This is a genomic window from Roseobacter sp. S87, assembly GCF_055693285.1.
On record NZ_JBVFTR010000004.1, the window covers coordinates 3,591,643 to 3,612,243 of the forward strand.

The 20,601-nt window shown below is 61.3% G+C and carries 24 protein-coding genes; 14 read left to right on the plus strand and 10 right to left on the minus strand.

The features are described from left to right. Positions 1-46: 46 nt before the first annotated feature. On the minus strand, positions 47-754 hold the full coding sequence (sfsA, locus tag ACZ1HA_RS18645; protein WP_472714960.1) for a DNA/RNA nuclease SfsA: 708 nt from the start codon (positions 752-754) through the stop codon (positions 47-49). A gap of 48 nt (positions 755-802) precedes the next feature. On the opposite strand from sfsA, the gene ACZ1HA_RS18650 reads away from it, so the two are divergent. The 4 genes from ACZ1HA_RS18650 to ACZ1HA_RS18665 are packed head-to-tail and all read left to right on the plus strand — an operon-like array spanning position 803 to position 3,795. Continuing rightward, positions 803-1,528 (plus strand): competence/damage-inducible protein A, encoded by a 726-nt coding sequence (locus ACZ1HA_RS18650; protein ID WP_472714961.1) that lies wholly within the window; start codon positions 803-805, stop codon positions 1,526-1,528. Then, a complete protein-coding gene (locus tag ACZ1HA_RS18655) occupies positions 1,525-2,265 on the plus strand; it encodes a GNAT family N-acetyltransferase (protein ID WP_472714962.1) in 741 nt (246 codons plus the stop codon). Before ACZ1HA_RS18650 ends, ACZ1HA_RS18655 begins: the two co-directional genes overlap by 4 nt. Continuing rightward, complete coding sequence (locus ACZ1HA_RS18660) at positions 2,258-2,830, plus strand: peroxidase-related enzyme (protein WP_375229195.1); 573 nt, start codon at positions 2,258-2,260, stop codon at positions 2,828-2,830. Before ACZ1HA_RS18655 ends, ACZ1HA_RS18660 begins: the two co-directional genes overlap by 8 nt. Further along, positions 2,827-3,795, plus strand: a complete 969-nt coding sequence (locus tag ACZ1HA_RS18665; RefSeq protein ID WP_472714963.1) for an OmpA family protein — start codon at positions 2,827-2,829, stop codon at positions 3,793-3,795. Before ACZ1HA_RS18660 ends, ACZ1HA_RS18665 begins: the two co-directional genes overlap by 4 nt. A 65-nt stretch (positions 3,796-3,860) precedes the next feature. Here ACZ1HA_RS18665 and ACZ1HA_RS18670 read toward each other — a convergent pair whose 3' ends face one another. Continuing rightward, positions 3,861-4,766, minus strand: a complete 906-nt coding sequence (locus ACZ1HA_RS18670) for a LysR family transcriptional regulator (protein ID WP_375229193.1) — start codon at positions 4,764-4,766, stop codon at positions 3,861-3,863. 270 nt (positions 4,767-5,036) lie between these two features. Then, on the minus strand, positions 5,037-7,064 hold the full coding sequence (locus ACZ1HA_RS18675) for a 2,4-dienoyl-CoA reductase FMN-binding domain-containing protein (RefSeq protein WP_472714964.1): 2,028 nt from the start codon (positions 7,062-7,064) through the stop codon (positions 5,037-5,039). Positions 7,065-7,159: 95 nt separating this feature from the next. On the opposite strand from ACZ1HA_RS18675, the gene ACZ1HA_RS18680 reads away from it, so the two are divergent. Both ACZ1HA_RS18680 and ACZ1HA_RS18685 read left to right on the plus strand, forming a co-directional pair. Next, positions 7,160-7,618, plus strand: a complete 459-nt coding sequence (locus ACZ1HA_RS18680; RefSeq protein ID WP_472714965.1) for a GNAT family N-acetyltransferase — start codon at positions 7,160-7,162, stop codon at positions 7,616-7,618. Further along, positions 7,615-8,097: an RNA pyrophosphohydrolase gene (locus tag ACZ1HA_RS18685; protein ID WP_472714966.1), complete on the plus strand. Its 483-nt coding sequence runs from the start codon at positions 7,615-7,617 to the stop codon at positions 8,095-8,097. The genes ACZ1HA_RS18680 and ACZ1HA_RS18685 overlap by 4 nt, the downstream gene beginning before the upstream one ends. Here the strand turns inward: ACZ1HA_RS18685 and ACZ1HA_RS18690 are convergent. The 3 genes from ACZ1HA_RS18690 to nth are packed head-to-tail and all read right to left on the minus strand — an operon-like array spanning position 8,088 to position 10,323. Next, positions 8,088-8,690: a GNAT family N-acetyltransferase gene (locus tag ACZ1HA_RS18690; RefSeq protein WP_472714967.1), complete on the minus strand. Its 603-nt coding sequence runs from the start codon at positions 8,688-8,690 to the stop codon at positions 8,088-8,090. The two genes, ACZ1HA_RS18685 and ACZ1HA_RS18690, sit on opposite strands and share 10 nt — an antisense overlap. 2 nt (positions 8,691-8,692) lie before the next feature. Beyond that, the gene (locus tag ACZ1HA_RS18695; RefSeq protein ID WP_436398257.1) at positions 8,693-9,682 is read right to left on the minus strand and encodes an adenosine kinase; all 990 of its coding nucleotides are present in this window, start codon (positions 9,680-9,682) and stop codon (positions 8,693-8,695) included. After that, positions 9,679-10,323 carry an endonuclease III gene (gene nth, locus ACZ1HA_RS18700; protein ID WP_472714968.1) on the minus strand — a complete coding sequence of 215 codons (645 nt, stop codon included), beginning with the start codon at positions 10,321-10,323 and terminating at the stop codon, positions 9,679-9,681. The genes ACZ1HA_RS18695 and nth overlap by 4 nt, the downstream gene beginning before the upstream one ends. Before the next feature lie 147 nt (positions 10,324-10,470). Here nth and ACZ1HA_RS18705 point away from each other — a divergent pair, with 147 nt between their 5' ends. From ACZ1HA_RS18705 to ACZ1HA_RS18720, 4 genes are all read left to right on the plus strand, one after another. Continuing rightward, on the plus strand, positions 10,471-11,397 hold the full coding sequence (locus tag ACZ1HA_RS18705; protein ID WP_472714969.1) for a Hint domain-containing protein: 927 nt from the start codon (positions 10,471-10,473) through the stop codon (positions 11,395-11,397). Between the two features lie 50 nt (positions 11,398-11,447). Beyond that, a complete protein-coding gene (locus ACZ1HA_RS18710; RefSeq protein ID WP_375229187.1) occupies positions 11,448-12,314 on the plus strand; it encodes a methylated-DNA--[protein]-cysteine S-methyltransferase in 867 nt (288 codons plus the stop codon). Positions 12,315-12,446: 132 nt separating this feature from the next. After that, entirely contained in the window at positions 12,447-13,106 is a 660-nt protein-coding gene (locus ACZ1HA_RS18715) for a YiaD family glycine zipper/OmpA-like lipoprotein (RefSeq protein WP_472714970.1), read from the plus strand. A gap of 109 nt (positions 13,107-13,215) precedes the next feature. After that, positions 13,216-13,758 carry an NADPH-dependent FMN reductase gene (locus tag ACZ1HA_RS18720; protein WP_472714971.1) on the plus strand — a complete coding sequence of 181 codons (543 nt, stop codon included), beginning with the start codon at positions 13,216-13,218 and terminating at the stop codon, positions 13,756-13,758. Here the strand turns inward: ACZ1HA_RS18720 and ACZ1HA_RS18725 are convergent. Then, on the minus strand, positions 13,755-14,171 hold the full coding sequence (locus ACZ1HA_RS18725) for a VOC family protein (protein ID WP_472714972.1): 417 nt from the start codon (positions 14,169-14,171) through the stop codon (positions 13,755-13,757). The two genes, ACZ1HA_RS18720 and ACZ1HA_RS18725, sit on opposite strands and share 4 nt — an antisense overlap. 30 nt (positions 14,172-14,201) lie before the next feature. On the opposite strand from ACZ1HA_RS18725, the gene ACZ1HA_RS18730 reads away from it, so the two are divergent. After that, the gene (locus ACZ1HA_RS18730) at positions 14,202-15,011 is read left to right on the plus strand and encodes an HTD2 family dehydratase (RefSeq protein WP_472715355.1); all 810 of its coding nucleotides are present in this window, start codon (positions 14,202-14,204) and stop codon (positions 15,009-15,011) included. Here ACZ1HA_RS18730 and ACZ1HA_RS18735 read toward each other — a convergent pair. Further along, positions 15,006-16,037: an NAD(P)/FAD-dependent oxidoreductase gene (locus tag ACZ1HA_RS18735; RefSeq protein WP_375229183.1), complete on the minus strand. Its 1,032-nt coding sequence runs from the start codon at positions 16,035-16,037 to the stop codon at positions 15,006-15,008. The genes ACZ1HA_RS18730 and ACZ1HA_RS18735 overlap by 6 nt on opposite strands. A 63-nt stretch (positions 16,038-16,100) precedes the next feature. Between ACZ1HA_RS18735 and mnmC2 the strand changes: the two genes are divergently transcribed. Together mnmC2 and ACZ1HA_RS18745 are read left to right on the plus strand one after the other, a co-directional pair. Continuing rightward, entirely contained in the window at positions 16,101-16,778 is a 678-nt protein-coding gene (gene mnmC2 / locus ACZ1HA_RS18740) for a tRNA (5-methylaminomethyl-2-thiouridine)(34)-methyltransferase MnmC2 (RefSeq protein WP_472714973.1), read from the plus strand. A 35-nt stretch (positions 16,779-16,813) separates the two neighbouring features. Then, positions 16,814-17,644, plus strand: coding sequence for a DMT family transporter (locus tag ACZ1HA_RS18745; protein WP_472715356.1), 831 nt, complete (start codon positions 16,814-16,816; stop codon positions 17,642-17,644). Here ACZ1HA_RS18745 and ACZ1HA_RS18750 read toward each other — a convergent pair. Together ACZ1HA_RS18750 and ACZ1HA_RS18755 are read right to left on the minus strand one after the other, a co-directional pair. After that, the gene (locus ACZ1HA_RS18750; RefSeq protein WP_472714974.1) at positions 17,609-18,415 is read right to left on the minus strand and encodes a lytic transglycosylase domain-containing protein; all 807 of its coding nucleotides are present in this window, start codon (positions 18,413-18,415) and stop codon (positions 17,609-17,611) included. The genes ACZ1HA_RS18745 and ACZ1HA_RS18750 overlap by 36 nt on opposite strands. After that, the gene (locus tag ACZ1HA_RS18755; RefSeq protein ID WP_472714975.1) at positions 18,310-19,575 is read right to left on the minus strand and encodes a hypothetical protein; all 1,266 of its coding nucleotides are present in this window, start codon (positions 19,573-19,575) and stop codon (positions 18,310-18,312) included. Before ACZ1HA_RS18755 ends, ACZ1HA_RS18750 begins: the two co-directional genes overlap by 106 nt. Positions 19,576-19,707: 132 nt before the next feature. Between ACZ1HA_RS18755 and dapA the strand changes: the two genes are divergently transcribed. Then, positions 19,708-20,583: a 4-hydroxy-tetrahydrodipicolinate synthase gene (gene dapA, locus ACZ1HA_RS18760; RefSeq protein ID WP_375229179.1), complete on the plus strand. Its 876-nt coding sequence runs from the start codon at positions 19,708-19,710 to the stop codon at positions 20,581-20,583. The last annotated feature ends 18 nt before the right edge of the window (positions 20,584-20,601 follow it).

Here is a 20,601-nt window from a genome sequence, read left to right on the forward strand (position 1 = left end):
TTCGAACCGGCTTTTAGCGTGCCTGCGCGTCAGGCACCAGCCGTGCTCAGAGCTGAAAGGGCAGTGCCGCGCCGACTGTAACGCCTTGGGGCGAGATATTGGTGCCGAAGCAGAGAGTTTCAACGCCCGAAGATGTCGCAGCCTGCCAGGCGTCCAGATAGGTGGGGTCAATGTCCCCGGCCAGTGTCACGTTTTGGGCATCCGTGCGCTGCACCAGGTAGAGCATCACAGCGCGATGGCCGGATAAGGCGACGCGCGCCAGTTCGCCCAGATGTTTCGCCCCGCGGGCGGTCACACTGTCGGGGAATTCCGCAACTCCGCCCGCGCGGCTCAGGGTGACGCTTTTGACTTCGATGTAGACGTCCGGCTGGCCTTCGCCGCTGAGAAGGAAGTCGATGCGGCTGTTTTCTCCGTATTTTACCTCCGGCCTGACGAGTGGCCAGTCGGCAAAAGGAGCCAGTTCGCGCGCCATCAGCGCCGCCTTGAGCGCGCGGTTGGGCACGCTGGTGTCAACGCCGGTAAAGTGACCGTTCTCATGATCGACCAGCCGCCAGCCGAATTTCAGCTTCTTTTTCGGATTGTCATTCGGCTCAAGCCAGACGCGGGTGCCGGGTTCGGCAAGGCCCATCATCGAGCCCGGATTTGCACAATGGGCCGTGATTTCGCGCCCGTCAGCTTCGAGCACGCAGTCCGCAAGAAAACGTTTATACCGGCGGGTCAGCCGGGCGGGTACAAGATCGGTTTGAAAGCGCATGATGCCCCGTCTATACCTCTCGGAGGAAGGGACGCAAGGAGGGTGCGCATGGCAAATCCGACGGCTGCAATGCTGGTGATCGGCGACGAAATTCTGTCGGGCCGTACCCGTGATGCGAACATGTACCACCTGGCGGGCAGGCTGACCGAGGCAGGCATCGACCTGCGTGAAGTCCGCGTGGTCAGTGACAATCCCGAAGCGATCATATGTGCTGTTCAGTCACTTGCCGCCGGGTTCGATCATGTTTTCACCAGCGGTGGCATCGGGCCAACCCATGATGACATCACGGCGGACTGCATTGCCGAAGCGTTCGGGCGGGATATTGATGTGCGCGAAGACGCGCGGCGCCTGCTGGCGGATCACTATGCGCGCACGGGTAAGGAACTGAACGCCGCGCGCCTGCGGATGGCGCGGATCCCTGAGGGTGCGGCGCTGATCGACAACCCGGTGTCGATCGCCCCGGGTTTCATCCTTGAGAATGTCTATGTGATGGCAGGTGTCCCGTCGGTTTTTCAGGCGATGGTCGAGACGATGCTGCCCAAACTGGCCGGGGGCGCGCCGCTGATTTCGGAGACCCTGCGGATTGATCAGGGAGAAGGCGATATCGCGGGACCTCTTGGGGTTCTTGCGCAACAGTTTCCTGCCCTGAGCATGGGGTCCTATCCGTTCCAGCAGGACAACGGTGCTTACGGCTCAAACGTGGTGATCCGCGGCCAGGACCCGGACATGGTGCGCGCAGCGATGGCACAGCTCTCGGCGGCTTTTCCCGGATGACGCCCGGCGCCGCAGAGTATCTTGCGGCCGTAGACGCGACCTGGCCCGCAGCTGCGATGAAACGGGTCGGACCATGGATGATCCGTGACGGGCAGGGCGGCGGCAAACGCGTGTCCGCGGCAACCGCTGAAACGGAAGTCGCGGGGGATGACATCACGCTGGCGGAACAGGAGATGCAGGCGCTTGATCAGCCGCCGCTTTTCATGATCCGGGCCGGTGAAGAACGCCTTGATATCCTTCTGGCTGCGAAGGGTTATGACGTTGTCGACCCGGTAAGGGTGCTGGCCATGCCGGTGGCCGGTCTGACCGATCAGCCCCTCCCGCCTGTCACAGCCTTTGAGATCCGTGAACCACTGGCGATCATGGCTGAAATCTGGGCTGCGGGTGGGGTCGGCCCGGCCCGGCTGCGGGTGATGGACCGCGCCGGAACCGGTACGGGTATTCTGCTGCGCTGGAACGAAAAACCAGCCGGAACCGGTTTTGTTGCTGTCTGCGGCGATATTGCGATGGTCCACGCGGTTGAAGTACTGCCCCACCAGCGCCGGCAGGGTGTCGCCGGACGGATCATGCGGGCTGCTGCGTTCTGGGGTGCCCGGCAGGGTGCCCGGCATATGGCCGTCCTGTGCACAGAGGCCAACGGGCCCGCGAATGCGCTTTATTCCGCGCTGGGCTTTGAGCCGGCAGCGCAGTACCATTACCGCATGAAACCTACGTCAGGAGCCGCCGCTTATGGCTGATACCGACCTGCCAACAGCACTGAACCTGCCTGCGGTTGATCCGTTGCCGGCGCCTACGCAGAAGTATTTTGATGTCTGCATGGAAAAGCTGGGCATGATCCCGAACGTGCTGCGCGCCTATGCTTTTGACATTGAGAAGCTGGACGCTTTCACAGGCATGTACAACAACCTCATGCTGGCGCCTTCCGGGCTCAGCAAACTGGAACGGGAAATGATCGCGGTAGTGGTCTCTTCCATCAACCGGTGCTTTTACTGTCTGGTTGCCCACGGCGCGGCGGTGCGCGCAATGTCCGGTGATCCGATGCTGGGCGAAGCGCTGGTGATGAACTACCGGGTTGCACCGCTGAACGCCCGCCACCGGGCGATGCTCGATTTCGCCGCACAAATGACGACGGCGAGCGCCACCGTCGAAGAACAGGACAGGCAGGCGCTGCGTGACGTGGGCTTCACGGACCAGGACATCTGGGACATCGCCAATGTTGCCGGCTTCTTCAATATGACGAACCGTGTTGCCAGCGCGACGGACATGCGTCCGAACGGCGAATACCACGCACAGGCCAGATGAAAGGCACTGCGGCCCCCCTGCGTACGGCGGCGCTGCTGACCTGTACGCTTCTGTTCCCGCAGGCGCTTTCCGCATTTGCGCCGGAGCTGCCGCTGGGTGCGCGCCAGACTGTTGCACGTGACAGCGAACTGGACAGTTTCGACGCGCCTGTCGGACGGTATGCAAACGGGCAACAGCCGTTCGTCACGATTGAGGGTGCCATCACGCGCCGCGCCTGGCGCATCGGGCAGGAGGGTCTGACCCCACTGCAGATCATTGTACCGCTCCGGGAACAGATTGAGGCCGCAGGCTATGAGGTGATTTTTGAATGTGCATCACGCAGCTGTGGTGGTTTCGATTTCCGGTTTTCAACAGAAGTCCTGCCTGGCCCCAACATGTACGTCAATCTTGCGCGGTTCCGCTATCTGACGGCATTTACCGGTCCGCGTGACGCGCCGGAGGGGGCAATCGGCATTCTCGCCAGTGCCACGTCCGCATCTTCCTATGTCCAGATCATCACTGCTGGCACCGGCCCGGAGGCCGAGGCGCTGTTGCCGCAGACTGCAGTTGTCGTACCCGGAACTGCACCTGCCGATGCTGGCACGCCGCCGGAATCAGCCGGAACGCTTCTGGAGCAGGGCCATATGGTTCTGCAGGATCTTAGGTTTGCTACCGGATCTACGGATCTGGGCGATGGAGAATACAACTCGCTGGCCACACTGGCGTCCATTCTGCAGGAAAATCCCAGCATGCGCATCGCGCTCGTAGGCCATACGGATACTGTCGGTGGACTTGATCCCAACATCGCCGTGTCACGGGCCCGCGCCCGGTCTGTCCGGCAGCGGCTGATCAGCGCCTACGGGATCGAACCCGCGCGCCTTGAAGCAGAAGGCATGGGCTATCTTGCGCCGATGGCCAGCAACCTTACCGAAGAAGGCCGCCGCCTGAACCGCCGGGTCGAGGCAATTGTTCTGAGCGTGGAATAAAAAAGCCCCCGACGCAAAATATCATCGGGGGCAGGGTGGTCACCGAGGGAAGGTGGAAATCTGTTCTACCAGTCTGAAGGGCCCTTTTCCGCAAAGGCATGTACAAGGAAGTCGATAAAGGCGCGGACCTTGGGCTGGGTAAACCGCCCGGGCGGGTACACGGCGTAGATGCCCTGAGTTTCCATGGGCAGGTCGGGGATTGCATCCTCAACCAGGCCTTCTTCCATTGCTTCCGCGTAAAGAAAGCTGGGCAGATAAGCGATGCCGAGCCCGGAAATCGCTGCGTTCAGCAGGGACTGGCCGTCGTTGACGCTGAGCCATCCGGCGGTACGCACCTGGCGCTTTTCGCCCGAAGGTGCGGTCAGTTTCCACACGTTGCCGGAAGACTGGTTGGAATAATGCAGCAGTTTGTGATCGTTCAGATCGTCAATTTTTTCCGGGCGCCCGTATTTCTCGAAATATGCGGGGCTGGCGATCATGCGTTTAGTCGTTTCCGTCAGCTTACGCGCACGTAGCGTGCTGTCTTCCAGCTCGCCGATCCGCACGGCCATATCGAAGCCTTCGGAAATCAGTTCAACGTACCGGTTGTTCAGGACCATATTCACGGTGATATCCGGGAAATCAGACAGAAACTCACTCAGAACCGGCGACAGGTGGTTCACACCGAAATCGGTCGCCACGGAAATGCGCAGCAAACCCGATGGTGCGCTCTGCATTGACGTGACCAGCGCATCGGCCTCACCTGCGTCATTCAGAACGCGGCGCGCGCGATCATAATAGGCCAGCCCGATTTCCGTCGGGCTCACGCGGCGTGTTGTCCGGTTCAGAAGGCGCGCGCCAAGGCGCGCTTCCAGAGAAGACACGTGTTTAGAGACGGCGGATTTGGAGATTCCCATCTTTTTGGCCGCATCTGTAAAGCCGCCCTGGTCGACGACCGTTGCGAATGCTTCCATTTCTGTGAGGCGGTCCATTGCCGATCCCTTCAATCTCTGCGTTGAAGGCCTGTATGATCGTGAAATCGGGCAGGATCGGGGCGTATCTGAGACAGTATCGCGGTTTTTGAGAGGATCGTTGAAAACCCGGAAACGCTGCATTGTTACCCAGAAACACCGGATTCAGACCCGTAAGAATTTAAAAATATTGGAATAATACATCTTAAGGTTGCGTATTTTCGCGCAGACCGGGCGTTTACCTTTTGGGCAAAACTGTGCCGGAGCGGGCAAATATGGCAGTGTGTGACTTCAGAGTGTTGCCGCAAGGCGCGTTCCCTGATCGATCGCGCGTTTGGCGTCCAGCTCCGCGGCGACATCTGCGCCGCCGATCACATGGCAGGGCGTTCCCTGCGCCTCCAGCGCATCTGCAAGGCTCCGCTCGGAAAGCTGTCCGGCACACAGAACGATGGTATCCGCGTCGATCAGCTCAGGGTTTTCCCTTGCTTCACCGCGCGAGATGACCAGACCGCCATCTTCAATGCGTTCGTAGTTCACGCCGCCGATCATCTTCACGTTTTTCATCGCCAGCGCGGCACGGTGGATCCACCCCGTCGTTTTGCCGAGGCGTTTGCCGGGTTTCTCCGCTTTGCGCTGCAACAGCACGATGTCGCGGGCAGGTGCCTCAGGCTGCGGACCTTCAGGTGCCAGCCCCGAGCGGTGTTCCGCAGGATCTGCAACGCCCCATTCGCGCATCCATTCCGGCAGGTTCTCTGTGGGGCTTTCACCCGAGTGCACGAGGTATTCTGCAACATCAAAACCAATCCCGCCGGCGCCAATGATGGCGACCCTTTTGCCAACGGGTGCCTTGCTCTGAAGTACATCGATATAGCTCAGAACGTGCGGCGCGTCCTGACCGGGGATGCCCGGGTCACGGGGTACGACGCCGGTCGCAACCACGACTTCATCAAAACCGATGAGATCAGACGCGGTTACCTCGCGGTTCAGTTCGACCGTGACACTGGCCTCGTCGACCATGGTGCGGTACCAGTCAACGAGCCCATGGAACTCTTCTTTGCCTGGAACCTGACGGGCCATGTTCAGTTGACCGCCGATCTGTGCGGCACGGTCGAATACCGTCACCCTGTGACCACGCTGGGCAGCCGTGATTGCAGTCGAAAGACCGGCAGGTCCGGCACCGACCACAGCGATGTTCTTTGTCCCGCCAGCCGGTTCGATCTGTAGTTCTGTCTCGTAGCAGGCCCGCGGATTGACAAGACAGCTGGAAATTTTGCCAGAGAAGGTGTGGTCAAGGCAGGCCTGGTTGCAGGCAATACAGGGTGCGATCTGCGCGCTGTTGCCAGCCATGGCTTTGCTCACGAAATCTGCATCGGCCAGCATCGGTCGGGCCATCGACACCATGTCGGCGCAACCGGTTGCCAGAACCTCCTCGGCCACTTCCGGTGTGTTGATCCGGTTGGAGGTGATGACCGGGATGCCAACCTTGCCCATCAGCTTTCGGGTCACCCAGGCGAATGCAGCGCGCGGGACCGAAGTTGCAATCGTCGGGATGCGCGCTTCGTGCCAGCCGATGCCGGTATTGATGATCGTAGCGCCGGCAGCCTCCACCGCCTGCGCCAGTTGCACCACTTCGTCATGGGTGGATCCGTTGGGCACCAGGTCGATCATGGACAGGCGGTAAATCAGGATGAAATCTGTGCCGACCGCTTCGCGCACACGGCGCACCACTTCGACCGGCAGGCGCATACGGTTCTCATAGGAACCGCCCCAGCGGTCGGTGCGTTTGTTGGTGTGTGTGACCAGGAACTGGTTCAGGAAATATCCCTCGGACCCCATGATCTCCACACCGTCGTATCCGGCTTCACGCGCCCGGACAGCACAGGCAACGATGTCGCTGATCTGTTTTTCGATGCCATCCTCGTCCAGTTCGGTCGGTGGAAAGGGCGAAATCGGTGACTTGATGGCAGAGGGAGCCACGCATTTCGGCCCATAGGCATAGCGCCCGGCGTGCAGAATCTGCATCGCAATTTTGCCGCCGGCTTCATGCACGCGGTCCGTGACGATGCGATGGTTTGCAACATCTTCATCTGTGACCATCATGGCAGCACCTGGCAGGACAGATCCTTCGAGGTTTGGGCCGATCCCGCCGGTGACCATCAGCGCAACCTGTCCACGGGCGCGCGCCGCATAGAATTCAGCAACGCGGTTCCAGTCTTTGGTTTCCTCCAGACCGGTGTGCATCGACCCCATCAGGACGCGGTTTTTCAGCGTGGTGAACCCCAGATCCAGCGGCGCCAGCATATGCGGATAATCGGCCATTCTGAAAACCTCCCTCGTTTTGATTGCGCTCACTTCACATTTTCACATATCGGGTGTCACGTCGAACGCGGCGTCACACGGGCAAAGGAATGAACATGATCAGATGGGCAACTCCGGAGGATGCAGCGCTGCTTGCGGATGTATTCTTCCGCTCGGTGCGCGAAGGCGACAGCCCCTACACCCAAGCGCAGCGCATCGCCTGGATGCCGAAGGCGCCGGAAACCGGGCCCTTTGCGCAACGCCTCGCCCAAAAAGACTGTGCGCTCAAAGAAGTGGCTGGTGAGCCTGTCGGCTTTATGACTGTGGAGCCGGGCGGATATGTTGATCTGGCCTTTATCCTTCCGGGATACCGCGGCCAAGGCATCTTCCGTGCTCTTTGCGAGGCGATTGAGGACCGTGCCCGGGATACCGGAGAGCGGCGGCTGCATACCCACGCCAGCCTGATGGCGGAACCTGCCTTTCGGACAGTGGGTTTCCAGGTTATCCAGCATGAAACCGTCGGGCGCGCAGGCGAAATTCTGCGCCGGGCGGAGATGGAGAAAGTGCTGACATGACCCCTGAAGAAATCGCCCGGCTCCCGTACCGCCCCTGCGTTGGTGTGATGCTGATGAATGCCGGTGGTGAGGTCTTTGTCGGCCAGCGTATCGACAGCAGGATTGCGGCCTGGCAGATGCCACAGGGGGGCATCGACGAGGGCGAACAGGCGCAGGCCGCAGCGCTGCGTGAACTGACCGAAGAGACTGGCGTCACGGCAGACAAGGTCACTGTTGTCGCGGAAAGCCCCCGGTGGCTGCCTTATGAACTGCCCTACGATCTGGTGCCAAAGCTCTGGAAGGGGCGGTTCCGCGGCCAGCAGCAGAAGTGGTTCCTGCTGCGGTTCCATGGCATCGACGCCGACATCCGCATCGAGCAGAAGCACCAGGAGTTCTCAGAATGGCGCTGGCTGCCCGTCGCGGATCTTGTTGACAATATTGTCCCGTTCAAACGCGACGTTTATGCCGCGGTTCTTGAGGATTTCCGCGATCATTTCTGAGCGCGGAACATCGGTACATTCGGCCCGTTATCTTCCGGCAGGACGCCGATGAGGCGCGGATCATCGTCAATCTCAACCTGCTGACGGGTTGGTGTGAAACCGCTGCGTCGGTAGAATGACAGCGCCTGCGGGCTGTCGATGGTGCAGGTGTGCACGTGAAAACGCCGGATCGGCCGGGACCAGGCGCGCGACACCGCCTCGTTCATCAGGTATCTGCCCGAGCCGGTCCCGATGAGCCTGTCGGTCAGCCCGAAATAAGCGAGTTCACATGCCTCCGGTACCCTGAAGTCGAGCTCCAGCAGCGCTTCGTCCGCGCCATCGCAGCGCAGCGTGTAAACCTCAACGCCCGGATCGCCCAGAATTTCCATCAGTTCTGCATCGGTCTTGCGCAGCCGGCCATACCAGAGCCAGTCCTGCGAGCCCACACGTTTGAAAATGTCGCGGTACCATTCCGGACCGGGCGTCACACGGTGAAAGGTGACGCCCTGCGGCAGCGCCACAGGCCTGGTTGCTGCCGGCTCAGTCATTTCCAGATGGGTGACGATCATCGCCACCTTGCCCGGCGGAATGTCATGAAACCCGTCCGGCAGCATGCTCAGACCAGGCCTTCGGCGCGGAACACGTCCATCATGTCTTTTTGCGGGCGTGGTCCGATGTGGCTGATAACTTCCGCAGCGCAGGCGTTGCCCATTCGGGCGCAGGTTTCGATGTCGCGCGATGTGGCCAGACCATAAAGAAAACCCGCGGCAAACTGATCGCCGGCACCGGTGGCATCCACGGGCGTGACTTCCTGAACGGGGATGTCATAGCGCTTGCCGTCCGAGATGACCGAAACGCCGTCGCCGGACCGTGTGCAGACGACCAGTGGGCAGATGTCGGCGGTTTTGCCCAGTGCCAGTTCCAGGTCATCGGTTTCAAACAGGGATTTGATCTCGTGCTCGTTCCCGATGACATAGTCGAGATCATGCTCGATCAGCGACAGGAAATCCGCGCGGTGACGTTCAACGCAGAACGGATCTGAGATGGCGATACCGGCCACGCCGTTGCCGGCCTTGGTCGCCCGCGCTGCTTCGCGGAAAGCAGTTTTGCCCGCGTCATGGTCAAAGAGATATCCCTCAAGGAACATGATCTGTGTGTTCCCGGAGACTTCGACCGGCACATCGTCAGACGTCAGACCGGTGGAGATGCCGAGGTAGGTATTGAGCGACCGTTCACCGTCGGGCGTGACAAAGATCATACAGCGGGACGTCGGCGTTTCCCCGTCCACGACCGGCGGATTGACGAAATCAATCCCGTTGTCTGTCATGGCGCTGGCATAGAATTTCCCGAGGGCGTCATCGCGGACCCGTCCGATAAAAGCCGTCTGCAGGCCAAGCGCGCCGACACCTGCAACCGTATTGGCCACGGCGCCACCCGGTGTCTGCAGGCGGTCAGACATAGAGCCGTAAAGCGCTTCTGACCGGTCACGCTCCACGAGCTGCATAATGCCTTTTTCGATTCCCATGTGGTCGAGAAAGCTGTCATCGGCGTGGCTGATCACATCGACAACCGCGTTGCCGATCCCCACGAGCTTGTATTGTTTCATTCGGTTTTGTCCTCAAATGAGCAGAGATCACGGATGATGCAGGTCGGGCACTGCGGCTTGCGCGCTTTGCAGTGGTAGCGCCCGTGCAGGATCATCCAGTGGTGTGCGTGCAGCTGAAAATCAGCCGGTATGTTGTCTTCGATGGCGCGCTCAACCGCTTCGACCGTTTTACCGGGCGCAATGCCGGACCGGTTCCCGAGCCGGAAGATGTGCGTATCGACAGCCTGTGCAGGCTGTTGCCACCACATGTTCAGCACCACATTCGCCGTCTTGCGCCCGACCCCCGGCAGACCCTGCAGCGCGGCGCGGCTGTTGGGCACGACACCGCCGTAGTCATCGACCAGAATCTGGCTGAGTTTCATGACATTCTTGGCCTTTTGCCGGTAAAGCCCGATGGTTTTGATGTGTTCGGTCAGCCCCTCAAGGCCAAGCGCCAGCATCTTTTCCGGCGTGTCCGCGATCTGAAACAGTTTTCGCGTCGCTTTATTGACCCCGGCATCGGTCGCCTGGGCGCTGAGCGCAACCGCCACGACCAGTGTGTAGACGTTCACATGTTCCAGCTCCCCTTTCGGGGCCGGGTCTGCCTCCTGAAAGCGGGTGAAAATCTCGCGGATCGTATGATAGCCGAGTTGTTTTGCCATGGTGCTGCGTTATGCGGGGAATTGCCCGGCGGGGCAAGCGCAACGCCGGCGCGATAACTAAAACCAAAGACAAATGTCAGGTTTTTTGTGATGTGCCTGTGCGCCCGGCTCTGGCAGAATGCGCAGACTCACCCAGACGGAGCCAACATGACTTTTTCGGAGCGTTTTTTCTGCGCACCTGAGGCGCTCATTTTTGATCCCGAACGGCGCACTCTGACACTTGAGGGCTCCGTTTCCGGTCCATTTGATATGCCGGCGGATCTGTCCGTGGGCGCAACCGCGCATTCGGCGGATGCTGTGTGGCAGGTACCCTTCGGCGGTCAAACCTCTCTGAGGGCAGGTGACGGATCGGGTCTGACGCTGTTCCGGGTACTGCGGAACGAAAAGACGGTGGCCTTTCTGTGCCCTGTTGCGATGGTGCGCGGGACGCCGTTTGAGGTTGTCAGTGGCTGGAACCTGGTCACTGACCAAGCACTGGCAGACGATATGGCCGGGGCCGTGGCGCACCTTGGTCCGGGCACAATGGTTGAGACTGAGGACGGTGAAATTCCCGTTGAATGGCTCGAAACCTCTGACCGGGTTCTTACGCGTGATAACGGTTTTCAGCCAATCCTCTGGATCGGCAGACGCCGAGTTGATCCCGGCATTATGCGCCGGAACGCCGGATGCGGCTTGCTGTGTATTCCGGCGGGCACGCTTGGACCTGACCTGCCAACCCATGATCTTCGGGTGACCGGTGGCCTGCGTTTTCGCCTGGAGCCCGACGGGGTTCTGGCGCCGTCACAGGCGCTTGCGGATAATGGCCTCGCCGTCACACTGCGGCCGCCACGCCGCACTACCCTAACGACAATCCTGTGCGCGTCGCATGAACTGATCCTGGCTGAGGGTACCTGGGTCGAGACCATGCACGCCTCGCCGGCGACGATCCCTCTGTTGCCACCGGAGATACAGCAGGCTCTTGGGCCGGACGGGCATGGCAGCCGCACTGTGCTGCCCTGGGTCCGGCGGCACGAGGCGGCGAAAAGACTCTCTGAGATGCTGCCGCGCCAAACGATGCTTGATCAAACCGCCTAATCCGCAGGTTTCGGGTCGAAACGACGGTTCAGAGCCCTTATTCTGGATGCATGACACAGCACAGCCAGATACCAGACACGCCTGAAACGGCTTACCACTACCAGGTGATCCGTCGCGCAATCGAGATGATCGACAGCGCCGAGGAAAACGTCTCTCTTGAGAGCATCGCCGCCGATATGGGCATGAGCCCCGCGCATTTTCAGCGCGTTTTCTCAAGGTGGGTCGGCGTTTCGCCCAAGAGGTATCAGCAGTATCTGATGCTGGGACACGCAAAATCACTGCTGGCTGACCGGTTCACAACGCTTGAGGTGTCGCAGTCAGTGGGGCTGTCCGGTTCGGGCAGGCTGCACGATCTTTTTCTGCGCTGGGAGGCTATGAGCCCGGGCGACTACGCCCGTAAAGGCGATGGGCTGACCATCTTCTGGGGCTGGTTCGAAAGCCCGTTCGGAGCCGCGATCGTTATGGGGACGGAAAAAGGCATATGCGGTATCGGATTCGCTGCGGAAATGGGCAGTGAAGCCGCGTTCGAAGACCTGGTAGGTCGCTGGCCCCGCGCGGAATTCCGGGAGGACCCGATGATGCTGCGTCCCTGGGTATTGCAGGCCTTCGGGGCTGGCGACGGAACACTGGATACAGCACCCCTTTTTCTGATCGGTGCCCCTTTCCAGATCAAAGTATGGGAAGCGCTGCTGAGTATCCCGTCGGGCCAGGTCACAACGTATTCCGAGATTGCCCGCGTTGTGGGGGCACCGCGCGCTGTGCGTGCCGTCGGCACAGCAGTTGGCCGCAACCCGATCAGCTGGCTGATCCCCTGCCACCGGGCGCTCCGGAAATCCGGTGGCCTGGGCGGATATCACTGGGGCCTTCCCATGAAACGGGCCATGCTGGCGATGGAAACGGTCCACGCCGAACACTGAAACGTGACAGTGGCGGGTTTCTGCCTGGCGGAAATTCCCCTTTGTTTGCGGCGGAACCACGCCCATATATAATGCGTTCTTACAACGACGCCTCGCCCGAACGGGGCTGCAACCATTGAAGGCAGTACGAATATGACACGTTTAAAAACCCCGGCAGCTCTCGCCCTTGCGGGCACACTTGCACTGGCTGCGTGCACTGATCCCGGCCAGATCGGCGCCGGTTCTGAAACACCCAAGACACAGCAGGGCGCACTGATCGGCGCGGGCGTTGGCGCCATCGCGGGTCAGATTGTCGGCGGCGATACGGAGGCGACCCTTCTGGGTGCCGCCTTGGGTGCCGCAGTGGGCGGCGCGGCCGGTTACAACCTTGATAAGCAGGAAGCGGAGCTGCGCAGGCAGCTCGACAGCGGCGTTTCGATCACCAACACTGGCGACCGGCTGATCGTTTCCATGCCACAGGACCTGCTGTTTGCCACAGACAGCTTTGCCGTGCGCCCGGACCTGCAGAACGATCTCTATGCCGTTGCCGACAGCCTGCAGCAATACCCGCAATCCACGATCCAGGTCGTCGGGCACACCGACAGTGACGGCGATGCAGGGTACAACCAGCAGCTGTCAGAACGGCGCGCAAGTTCCGTTGCATCCGTACTTCTGAATGCAGGCGTCCCCGGCCAGCGGATTCAGACAGTCGGGCGTGGTGAGACGCAACCTGTTGCGAGCAACCTGAACGCGTCAGGCAAAGCTCAGAACCGCAGGGTCGAGATTGTCATTCTGCCGACACCGGCTGCCTGACAATAGCAAGCAAACAACACTCGGGGGCCATGCGGAAACGCGTGGCCCCTTGCTTTTGCGCAGTGCCGTTCCACCTTTTCCGGCTGAGTGGTGATCAACGGATGAGAAAATGACTGATATCAGAGTGCTGGGTATTTCCGGCTCGCTCCGGGCGGATTCCGCAAACACAAAGCTGGTCCGAGAAGCAGCGCGTTTGTTCGGCGACTGCAATTTCGAACTGGGGGACATTGATCTGCCGCTCTATGACGGCGATGCCGAGGCCGCGAAGGGAATTCCGGCGGAGGTGCAGATGCTGTCCGATATGATCGGTGTGGCGGATGCTGTGATCATTTCCACCCCGGAATACAACAAGGGACCCTCCGGTGCGCTCAAGAATGCGCTCGACTGGGTCAGCAGAACAGATGGTAAGCCCTGGGCGGGAAAACCGGTCGCTGTGATGTCAGCTGCAGCAGGGCGCGCAGGCGGAGAGCGCGCGCAGATGGTGCTGCGCGGTTTCATGGTCCCGTTTCGCCCGCGCATTCTGCAGGGACCTGAAATCCATCTGGCGGATTGTGCAAATCAGTTTGACGCTGACGGCCACCTGACCGGCGAAACCTATGTACGCGAACTGACCACGCTGATGCAGGCGCTGGCCGCCGAAATCAGCCGCTAGTCTGCCGGTACAGATACCTCGATCAGATTGCCGTCAGGATCGCGCAGATAGACCGACCGTAACGGCCCTGTGGCGCCGGAGCGGCCCACCGGGCCGTCCACGATATCAACCTGATGCACGGCCAGATGCTCAAGCCATTCGTCCAGCGGGGCATCCGTCAGAAAACACAGATCCGCTGTCCCGGGGTGCGCGTGTGCCGCCTTCGGTTCAAATTCGCGGCCTTTCTGGTGCAGGTTGATCTTATTCTGGCCAAAGGTCAGCGCCCAGCGGCGTGAGCCGTCTGCTGCATCAAACTGACGCCCGCGCATGCCGAGCACCTGGGTATAAAATCTGACGGATTCCGGAATGCTGGCGACGGTCAGCACGAGATGGTCGAAGGTCCTGACACGGCATTGAAATTCGCTCTGGCTCATGGCACCTGTTTCGCAGGAAAGGTTATGCGCATGCAGGATGCAACGCCGCCCGCGACAAGTCAAAGCGACACGGTTGACCCGGCGCGCGCGAATGCATTGCTGGCAACACTGGGGGTGCCGGGGCACATTTCCGCCGGTGATCCGCTGCCACCCTTTTTCCACCAGCTTTATTTCTGGGATGCGCGCCCTGCGTCCGAGCTTGGTGCGGACGGTCATCCCCGCCCCGGCGGACTGATCCCGGAGACCGGGTTGCCACGCCGGATGTGGGCCGGCGGCCGGCTGGTTTTTGGCGCGCCTTTTCGGGCGGGGGTGGCGGCTGAGAAAACGAGTATATGTGAAAATCTGGCGCGCAAAACGGGCCGCAGTGGTCCGCTGGCGCTGGTAACGCTACGCCATGAAATCCGGCAGGACGGACAGCTCTGCGTGACGGAACGGCAGGACCTCGTTTATCGCGAACCGGCCCGTGCAGAGGCCGCGCGCCCTGTGGCGCCGGTGGCCGCGACGGACGAAGAGACAATGCAGCCCGCAGCGTTCACGAGCACGCAGCTCTTCCGGTATTCCGCGCTGACCTTCAATGGGCACCGAATTCATTACGACGAAACCTATGCGCGCGAGGCCGAAGGCTATGACGGTCTGGTGGTGCACGGCCCGCTGCTGGCGCAGAAACTGATGCTGTTCGCCGCAGCTGAGCTTGGGCCGCTTGAACGGTTTGCCTTTCGCGCGACAGCGCCGCTCATGCACCATGAGACGGCAGAACTCTGCCGCAATGGTACGCGGTTGTGGGTGCGCGCGTCAGACGGGCGGCAGTGTATGGAAGCCACTGCCGTGGTCAGGTCATAGCGACGCGCTGACGCCGAATCCGTCCGGAATGGTGTCGCGGTCTTCCAGAACGAGATCGGCCATGACCGCGGCGATCCCCGGCGCCATCCCAAACCCGATCTTGAACCCGCCGTTTGCAATGAAATGTCCGGGCCGGTCCGGCCATGACCCCAGCATTGGCGCACGACTGCGCGCCCGCGGCCGCACACCCGCCCAGCGTTCGACGACCGGCGCATTGGCAAGTGCAGGCACCAGCCTGCGGGCTTTGTCCACCAGCGCATCAAGCTGTTCGTCAGTCGATGTCGGGTCTTCGTATTCCCGCTCTGAGGTCGATCCGATTGCCACCGTGCCGTTGAGGTGCGGGATAATGTGCACCCCATCTGCGAAGAGCTGTGGGCGCCCGGCCGCGTCGTGCTGCAGGACGGCTGCCTGCCCTTTCACGCCGTTTCCGACCGCCCGGTGGTGGCGTTCGTTCAGCATTTCCAGACCGGCAACGCCGGCGGCCCAGACGATACGCCCGCTGTCTGCGCCTGTGGGCATCACCCCGACGCCCCGTGTCTCAAGGGCGGCGACCAGTGCCATACAGGCCTGGCGGGGATGGATCAGCGCGCTGAGCGTATCGCGGATCACATACCCCGAGGGGCTTGCCGGCCCCCACGGATCATCCGGTACCGGTTCAACGGCCCAGACCGCATGATCCTTCCACAGCGCGCGGGCTGTGTTGCGCCGGTTCTCCGCGATCTGCCGCGCATGTTCGTCCGCTATGGGTTGCAGCCTGCCACTGCGCAGATACCCGGGATCAACACCGCCTGCGTCCCGCGCGCGTTGCCAGAAGGTCGCCGCTGCCAGCAGACTGTCGAGCTGGAAGGCTTTTTTCGGGTTCCAGTTTTCTGGGACATGCGGCGCCAGTGCACCGACAACACCCCCGCTGCTGCCCGCGGCGGGACCGTTCGGATCGATGACCTGCACGGTTGCGCCGCGTTCGGTACAGATCCAGGCGATGCTCAGCCCCAGAATGCCCGCGCCGCGGACTGTAATATCGACCATTGCCAAAGACTGCCTTCTGTCCCAGTGTCCCGCCTGACTGCTGACATCTTACAGGGCTGAACCGTGCAGAACCAGACGGCTGAACTGAGCTGGAAACCCGGAGACGTGCCGGTATCTGAACAGTTCGATGATCCTTACTTCAGTCTTGAAAACGGTCTGGCCGAAACGCGGCATGTGTTTCTTGACGGCAATGACCTGCCTGCGCGTTTCGGTCCAGGATTTCATATTGCCGAGCTTGGCTTTGGCACCGGCCTGAATTTTCTGACCACGGTTCTGGCCTGGCAGGTGGCAGGAGCCCCGGGTCCTCTGACCTTCACCTCGTTTGAGGCTTTTCCGATGTCGGTCAAAGACATGCAGCGCGCGTTGAATGCTTTTCCGGAACTGAGCGACCCTGCAGGATTGCTGTTGGCACACTGGGGCCCGGAGGGATGTTGCGCCGAAATCCTGCCCGGTGTGCATCTGAATGTGCTGACCGGCGATGCAAACGAGACCCTACCCGCATGGGGCGGTCAGGCCGATGCCTGGTTTCTCGACGGGTTTTCACCGGCGAAAAACCCGGGCCTCTGGTCGCCTGAACTGATGCACGAGGTCGGCGCGCACACCCGCTCAGGGGGCAGTTTTGCGACCTACACTGCTGCAGGTTTCGTGCGGCGCGGGTTGGAGGCTGCCGGTTTTGAGGTAACACGCAGCCCCGGCTACGGACGCAAACGGCATATGAGCCGGGGCGTGCTGCGATCGTGACGAAGCCCGACAATCTGCGCGCGGCGGTGCTTCTGATGCTGCTGACCACATTCGTGTTTGCCCTGCAGGACGGCATCTCGCGCCACCTCGCGGGAAGCTACAATGTGATCATGGTCATTATGATCCGCTATTGGTTTTTTGCCGCATTCGTGGTGGCCGTGGCCGCTCGAAAAGCGGGTGGCATCCGAGCGGCTGCGGCGACGAAACAACCGGTTATGCAGGCTTTTCGGGGCTTTCTGCTGGCCACAGAGGTTTGTGTGATGGTGGCTGGCTTTACGCTCTTGGGACTGGTGGAAAGCCATGCGGTTTTTGCCTGTTATCCGCTTTTTGTGGCTGCGCTGAGCGGACCGGTGCTGGGCGAGCGGGTGGGCTGGCGCCGCTGGCTGGCGATTGCCGCCGGGTTCGTGGGTGTCATGATCATCCTGCAGCCCGGGGTTGGCGTTTTTGATCCGGCCGCGATTGTCCCGCTTGTGGCGTCAGCGATGTTTGCGCTTTATGCGCTGCTGACCCGGTTTGCGGCGCGGCTGGACACCACAGCAACGAGCTTTTTCTGGACCGGCACCGTGGGTGCTGTGGTGCTGACCGGACCGGGCCTCTGGCTGTGGGAGCCGATGTCGGCCCCGGACTGGGCCTGGATGTCGGTGCTGTGTGTCACGGGCGCGCTGGGTCACTGGCTGCTGATCCGGTGTTACGAGCTGGCCGAAGCGAGTGCCATACAGCCCTTTGCCTACTTCCAGCTGGTTTTTGCAGCGGCCATCGGCCTGCTGGTGTTTGGTGAAAACATCCGCCCGGAGGTTGCGGTCGGTGCGCTGGTGATCGTGGGTGCCGGATTATTCACCCTTTGGCGCGAACGCCAGCAGCGTTGAACCGGTCAGTTCCTCGGTGAAGGGCACCGGCATCGGATCCTTGCCAAGCATCGCGCGGTAGACCGGCAGACTTTCTGCGACCCGCATCACATAGTTGCGGGTTTCACGGAAAGGGATGTGTTCAATCCAGTCCACGATATCCACGGTGCCACGCCGCGGATCGCCATAGGTTTGCATCCAGCGGTCCGGCCGGCTGGGACCGGCGTTGTAGGCCGCGGACATCATCACAACATTGCCGCGGAACCGGCCTGCCATCACCGACAGATAGGTCGCCCCCAGTTCCGCATTATAGGCCGGATCGGTGATCAGACGGTCCGTACTGTGCCGCTGCAGCCGCCCAAGGCGTTTTGCAACTTCGCGCCCGGTGGCGGGCATGATCTGCATCAGGCCGCGCGCGCCGACACCGCTTTGCACGGACGGATCAAATTCGCTCTCGCGACGGGCAATGGCGAGGGTCATTTCCGGGGCCATCGGCAGATCCTGACGTGCCACAGGGTGCAGCGGGTAATACCCGCCCGGTATAACGATAGCCTGGCGCGCCGCGCGTTTGCCGATCATCACCGCAAGGTGTGGTTCTTCCAGATCAAGCGCGGCCTGTGCCAGCAGACCCGCGTCATTGCGGTCGAGGCTTTCCGTCAGGTGCGTCCAGAACCGCTCCGCCAGGCTCAGCTCACCGGAGGCCAGGAGGAGCAGCCCGGCCTGAAAAACGTCATCGGATACCAGCGCAGACTGACGCCAGTCGCCGACCGCCGTTTCACCGGCAAGATCCATGTCAAAGGCGACACCGGCACGTTCCGCCGCCAGCAGACCGTAAAAGGATGTCTGGTATTGCGCGGCGTCCAGATACGCCTGATCCGCCGCAGCCACATCGCCCATCGCTTCCAGCGCGCGACCGCGCCAGTAGCCCGCACGCCCCTGGAAATGGGCGATTTCACCGCTGCGCTGTGGTTCTCAAAATGCTTCAGCGCTGTCTCCGGTTCCTTCAGCTTGCGCAGGGCAATGAACCCGGAAAGCCATTCGAGATCTGCGTAATCAGAGCCTGCTTTCAGAAAATGTCGCGACGCCAGTTCATAGGCCCGCTCCGGGTCGCCGTTGCGCATTTCGTCCCGGGCGAGTGATCTGCGCCGGTTCGCCCAGTCGCCGGGCCGTCCGAGCGCCTCTGCACTGACCGACGTGGCGCGCAGCAGCGCTTTGGCATCGTCTGTGCGTCCCTTGCGGGCGCGCCAGATGAACCTGTCGTACTGCAGCCCGCCACTGTTTGCATGTGATGACGGTACCGATGCGATCAGCCCGTCTACGCCCTTCTCTCCCTCGCGCAGTGCAATGCGCGCTTTTGCGGCCGCAACAGCGCCGTCGGAGGCCAGCGGGAACATGCGGCGCGCGTTGCTGTAGGACCCTCGCCACAGCATTGTATCGAGCCGCGCATCGTGGTGCCCGCGCAGGTACCCCCCGAAGCGTGACTGAAACGTCGCCTGTTCGTCCGCGCTCATCCGGAAGTTTCGCCAGGCATTTACAACTAGTGCGCGCGCTTCTTCCGGTACACCTACATCATTGCGGGCATCGGCAAAAGCGAGAACACCCGCCGGGGTCTGCGGCGGAGTGTCAGAAAAGAAGGCGGTTACTGTGGCGGTACCCGCGCGCGAAATCGCTTCCTCGGACTTGCGGCGCAGAAGTCTTTCACCCGGCCAGTCCGGTCGGCGCGACAGGAAGGCTGTGACCTCGGCCGCAGAGCCACGCCCATCACGCAGGCGCGCCCATTCGACGATGTCAGCGGCAATATCACCATCCTTGGCCGCAACACGCGCGGCATCCTGCCAGTTGCCGCTGCGCAGCGCATCAAAAGCCAGTGCAAGCGGCCGGGGCCGTTCAGCTGCCGCAGGCAGAGCCGTCAATAAAACGAGCCCGAGAATCATCAGCTGGCGTCTGATCACTTGCATTTCCCAACGTTTGAAGGCTAGAGCCTCTGAGCATAGACCGTCACTGAACACGATCAAATCACGATCGTGCTTAAAAGATGGTAAAACCCAGGCCATTTGCCGGCCACAACTAAAAGGAGCGTGAACATGTTCAAAGGCTCAATGCCTGCCCTCGTCACGCCGTTTCGGAACGGCGAGCTGGATCTGGAGACACTCAAGAAACTCGTCGAATGGCATATCGGAGAGGGCAGTAATGGCCTTGTTCCGGTGGGAACAACCGGCGAAAGCCCGACCCTGACACACCGCGAACACGAGGTAGTGGTCGAGGAAGTTGTTAAGGCTGCAGCCGGCCGTGTGCCGGTCATCGCGGGCGCAGGTTCCAACAACACCACCGAGGCAATCCGCCTGGTGCGCCATGCCGAATCTGTTGGCGCAGATGCCGCGCTGGTGGTGACGCCATACTACAACAAGCCCACCCAGTCCGGGCTGATCGCGCATTTTACAGCCCTGCATGACTGTGCCGAACTGCCGATCATCATCTACAACATCCCCGGCCGCTCGGTCGTGGATATGAGCCCGGAGACTATGGGTAAACTTGCCGAACTGCCCCGCATTGTCGGCGTCAAAGACGCTACCGGCGATCTGGCGCGGGTCTGTGATCAGCGGATCACCTGCGGGCCGGACTTTATCCAACTGTCGGGTGAGGATGCGACCGCGCATGGCTTTAACGCACAGGGCGGCACGGGCTGTATTTCGGTTACAGCAAATGTGGCACCGCGTCTGCTGAGCCAGATGCAGGCCGCCTGTCTTGCCGGTGACTATGCCTCGGCGCTGGAGATCCAGGACCGTCTGATGCCGCTGCACAAGGCGATCTTTACCGAACCCGGCCTCGTGGGCGTGAAATACGCGATGTCACAGCTTGATCTGTGCTCGGACGAAGTGCGCCTGCCGCTGACGGGTCTGTCGGACGACACCCGCGCGCTGGTAGACAACGGCCTGCGCCACGCAGGTCTGATGAACTGAAATTCCGGGTGGGGCCAG

Bases quoted from the DNA above. Each gene is read 5' to 3' on its own strand.
- sfsA (WP_472714960.1), bottom strand. From the start codon at position 754: ATGCGCTTTCAAACCGATCTTGTACCCGCCCGGCTGACCCGCCGGTAT.
- ACZ1HA_RS18650 (WP_472714961.1), top strand. From the start codon at position 803: ATGGCAAATCCGACGGCTGCAATGCTGGTGATCGGCGACGAAATTCTG.
- ACZ1HA_RS18655 (WP_472714962.1), top strand. From the start codon at position 1,525: ATGACGCCCGGCGCCGCAGAGTATCTTGCGGCCGTAGACGCGACCTGG.
- ACZ1HA_RS18660 (WP_375229195.1), top strand. From the start codon at position 2,258: ATGGCTGATACCGACCTGCCAACAGCACTGAACCTGCCTGCGGTTGAT.
- ACZ1HA_RS18665 (WP_472714963.1), top strand. From the start codon at position 2,827: ATGAAAGGCACTGCGGCCCCCCTGCGTACGGCGGCGCTGCTGACCTGT.
- ACZ1HA_RS18670 (WP_375229193.1), bottom strand. From the start codon at position 4,766: ATGGACCGCCTCACAGAAATGGAAGCATTCGCAACGGTCGTCGACCAG.
- ACZ1HA_RS18675 (WP_472714964.1), bottom strand. From the start codon at position 7,064: ATGGCCGATTATCCGCATATGCTGGCGCCGCTGGATCTGGGGTTCACC.
- ACZ1HA_RS18680 (WP_472714965.1), top strand. From the start codon at position 7,160: ATGATCAGATGGGCAACTCCGGAGGATGCAGCGCTGCTTGCGGATGTA.
- ACZ1HA_RS18685 (WP_472714966.1), top strand. From the start codon at position 7,615: ATGACCCCTGAAGAAATCGCCCGGCTCCCGTACCGCCCCTGCGTTGGT.
- ACZ1HA_RS18690 (WP_472714967.1), bottom strand. From the start codon at position 8,690: ATGCTGCCGGACGGGTTTCATGACATTCCGCCGGGCAAGGTGGCGATG.
- ACZ1HA_RS18695 (WP_436398257.1), bottom strand. From the start codon at position 9,682: ATGAAACAATACAAGCTCGTGGGGATCGGCAACGCGGTTGTCGATGTG.
- nth (WP_472714968.1), bottom strand. From the start codon at position 10,323: ATGGCAAAACAACTCGGCTATCATACGATCCGCGAGATTTTCACCCGC.
- ACZ1HA_RS18705 (WP_472714969.1), top strand. From the start codon at position 10,471: ATGACTTTTTCGGAGCGTTTTTTCTGCGCACCTGAGGCGCTCATTTTT.
- ACZ1HA_RS18710 (WP_375229187.1), top strand. From the start codon at position 11,448: ATGACACAGCACAGCCAGATACCAGACACGCCTGAAACGGCTTACCAC.
- ACZ1HA_RS18715 (WP_472714970.1), top strand. From the start codon at position 12,447: ATGACACGTTTAAAAACCCCGGCAGCTCTCGCCCTTGCGGGCACACTT.
- ACZ1HA_RS18720 (WP_472714971.1), top strand. From the start codon at position 13,216: ATGACTGATATCAGAGTGCTGGGTATTTCCGGCTCGCTCCGGGCGGAT.
- ACZ1HA_RS18725 (WP_472714972.1), bottom strand. From the start codon at position 14,171: ATGAGCCAGAGCGAATTTCAATGCCGTGTCAGGACCTTCGACCATCTC.
- ACZ1HA_RS18730 (WP_472715355.1), top strand. From the start codon at position 14,202: ATGCAGGATGCAACGCCGCCCGCGACAAGTCAAAGCGACACGGTTGAC.
- ACZ1HA_RS18735 (WP_375229183.1), bottom strand. From the start codon at position 16,037: ATGGTCGATATTACAGTCCGCGGCGCGGGCATTCTGGGGCTGAGCATC.
- ACZ1HA_RS18745 (WP_472715356.1), top strand. From the start codon at position 16,814: ATGCTGCTGACCACATTCGTGTTTGCCCTGCAGGACGGCATCTCGCGC.
- ACZ1HA_RS18750 (WP_472714974.1), bottom strand. From the start codon at position 18,415: ATGGATCTTGCCGGTGAAACGGCGGTCGGCGACTGGCGTCAGTCTGCG.
- dapA (WP_375229179.1), top strand. From the start codon at position 19,708: ATGTTCAAAGGCTCAATGCCTGCCCTCGTCACGCCGTTTCGGAACGGC.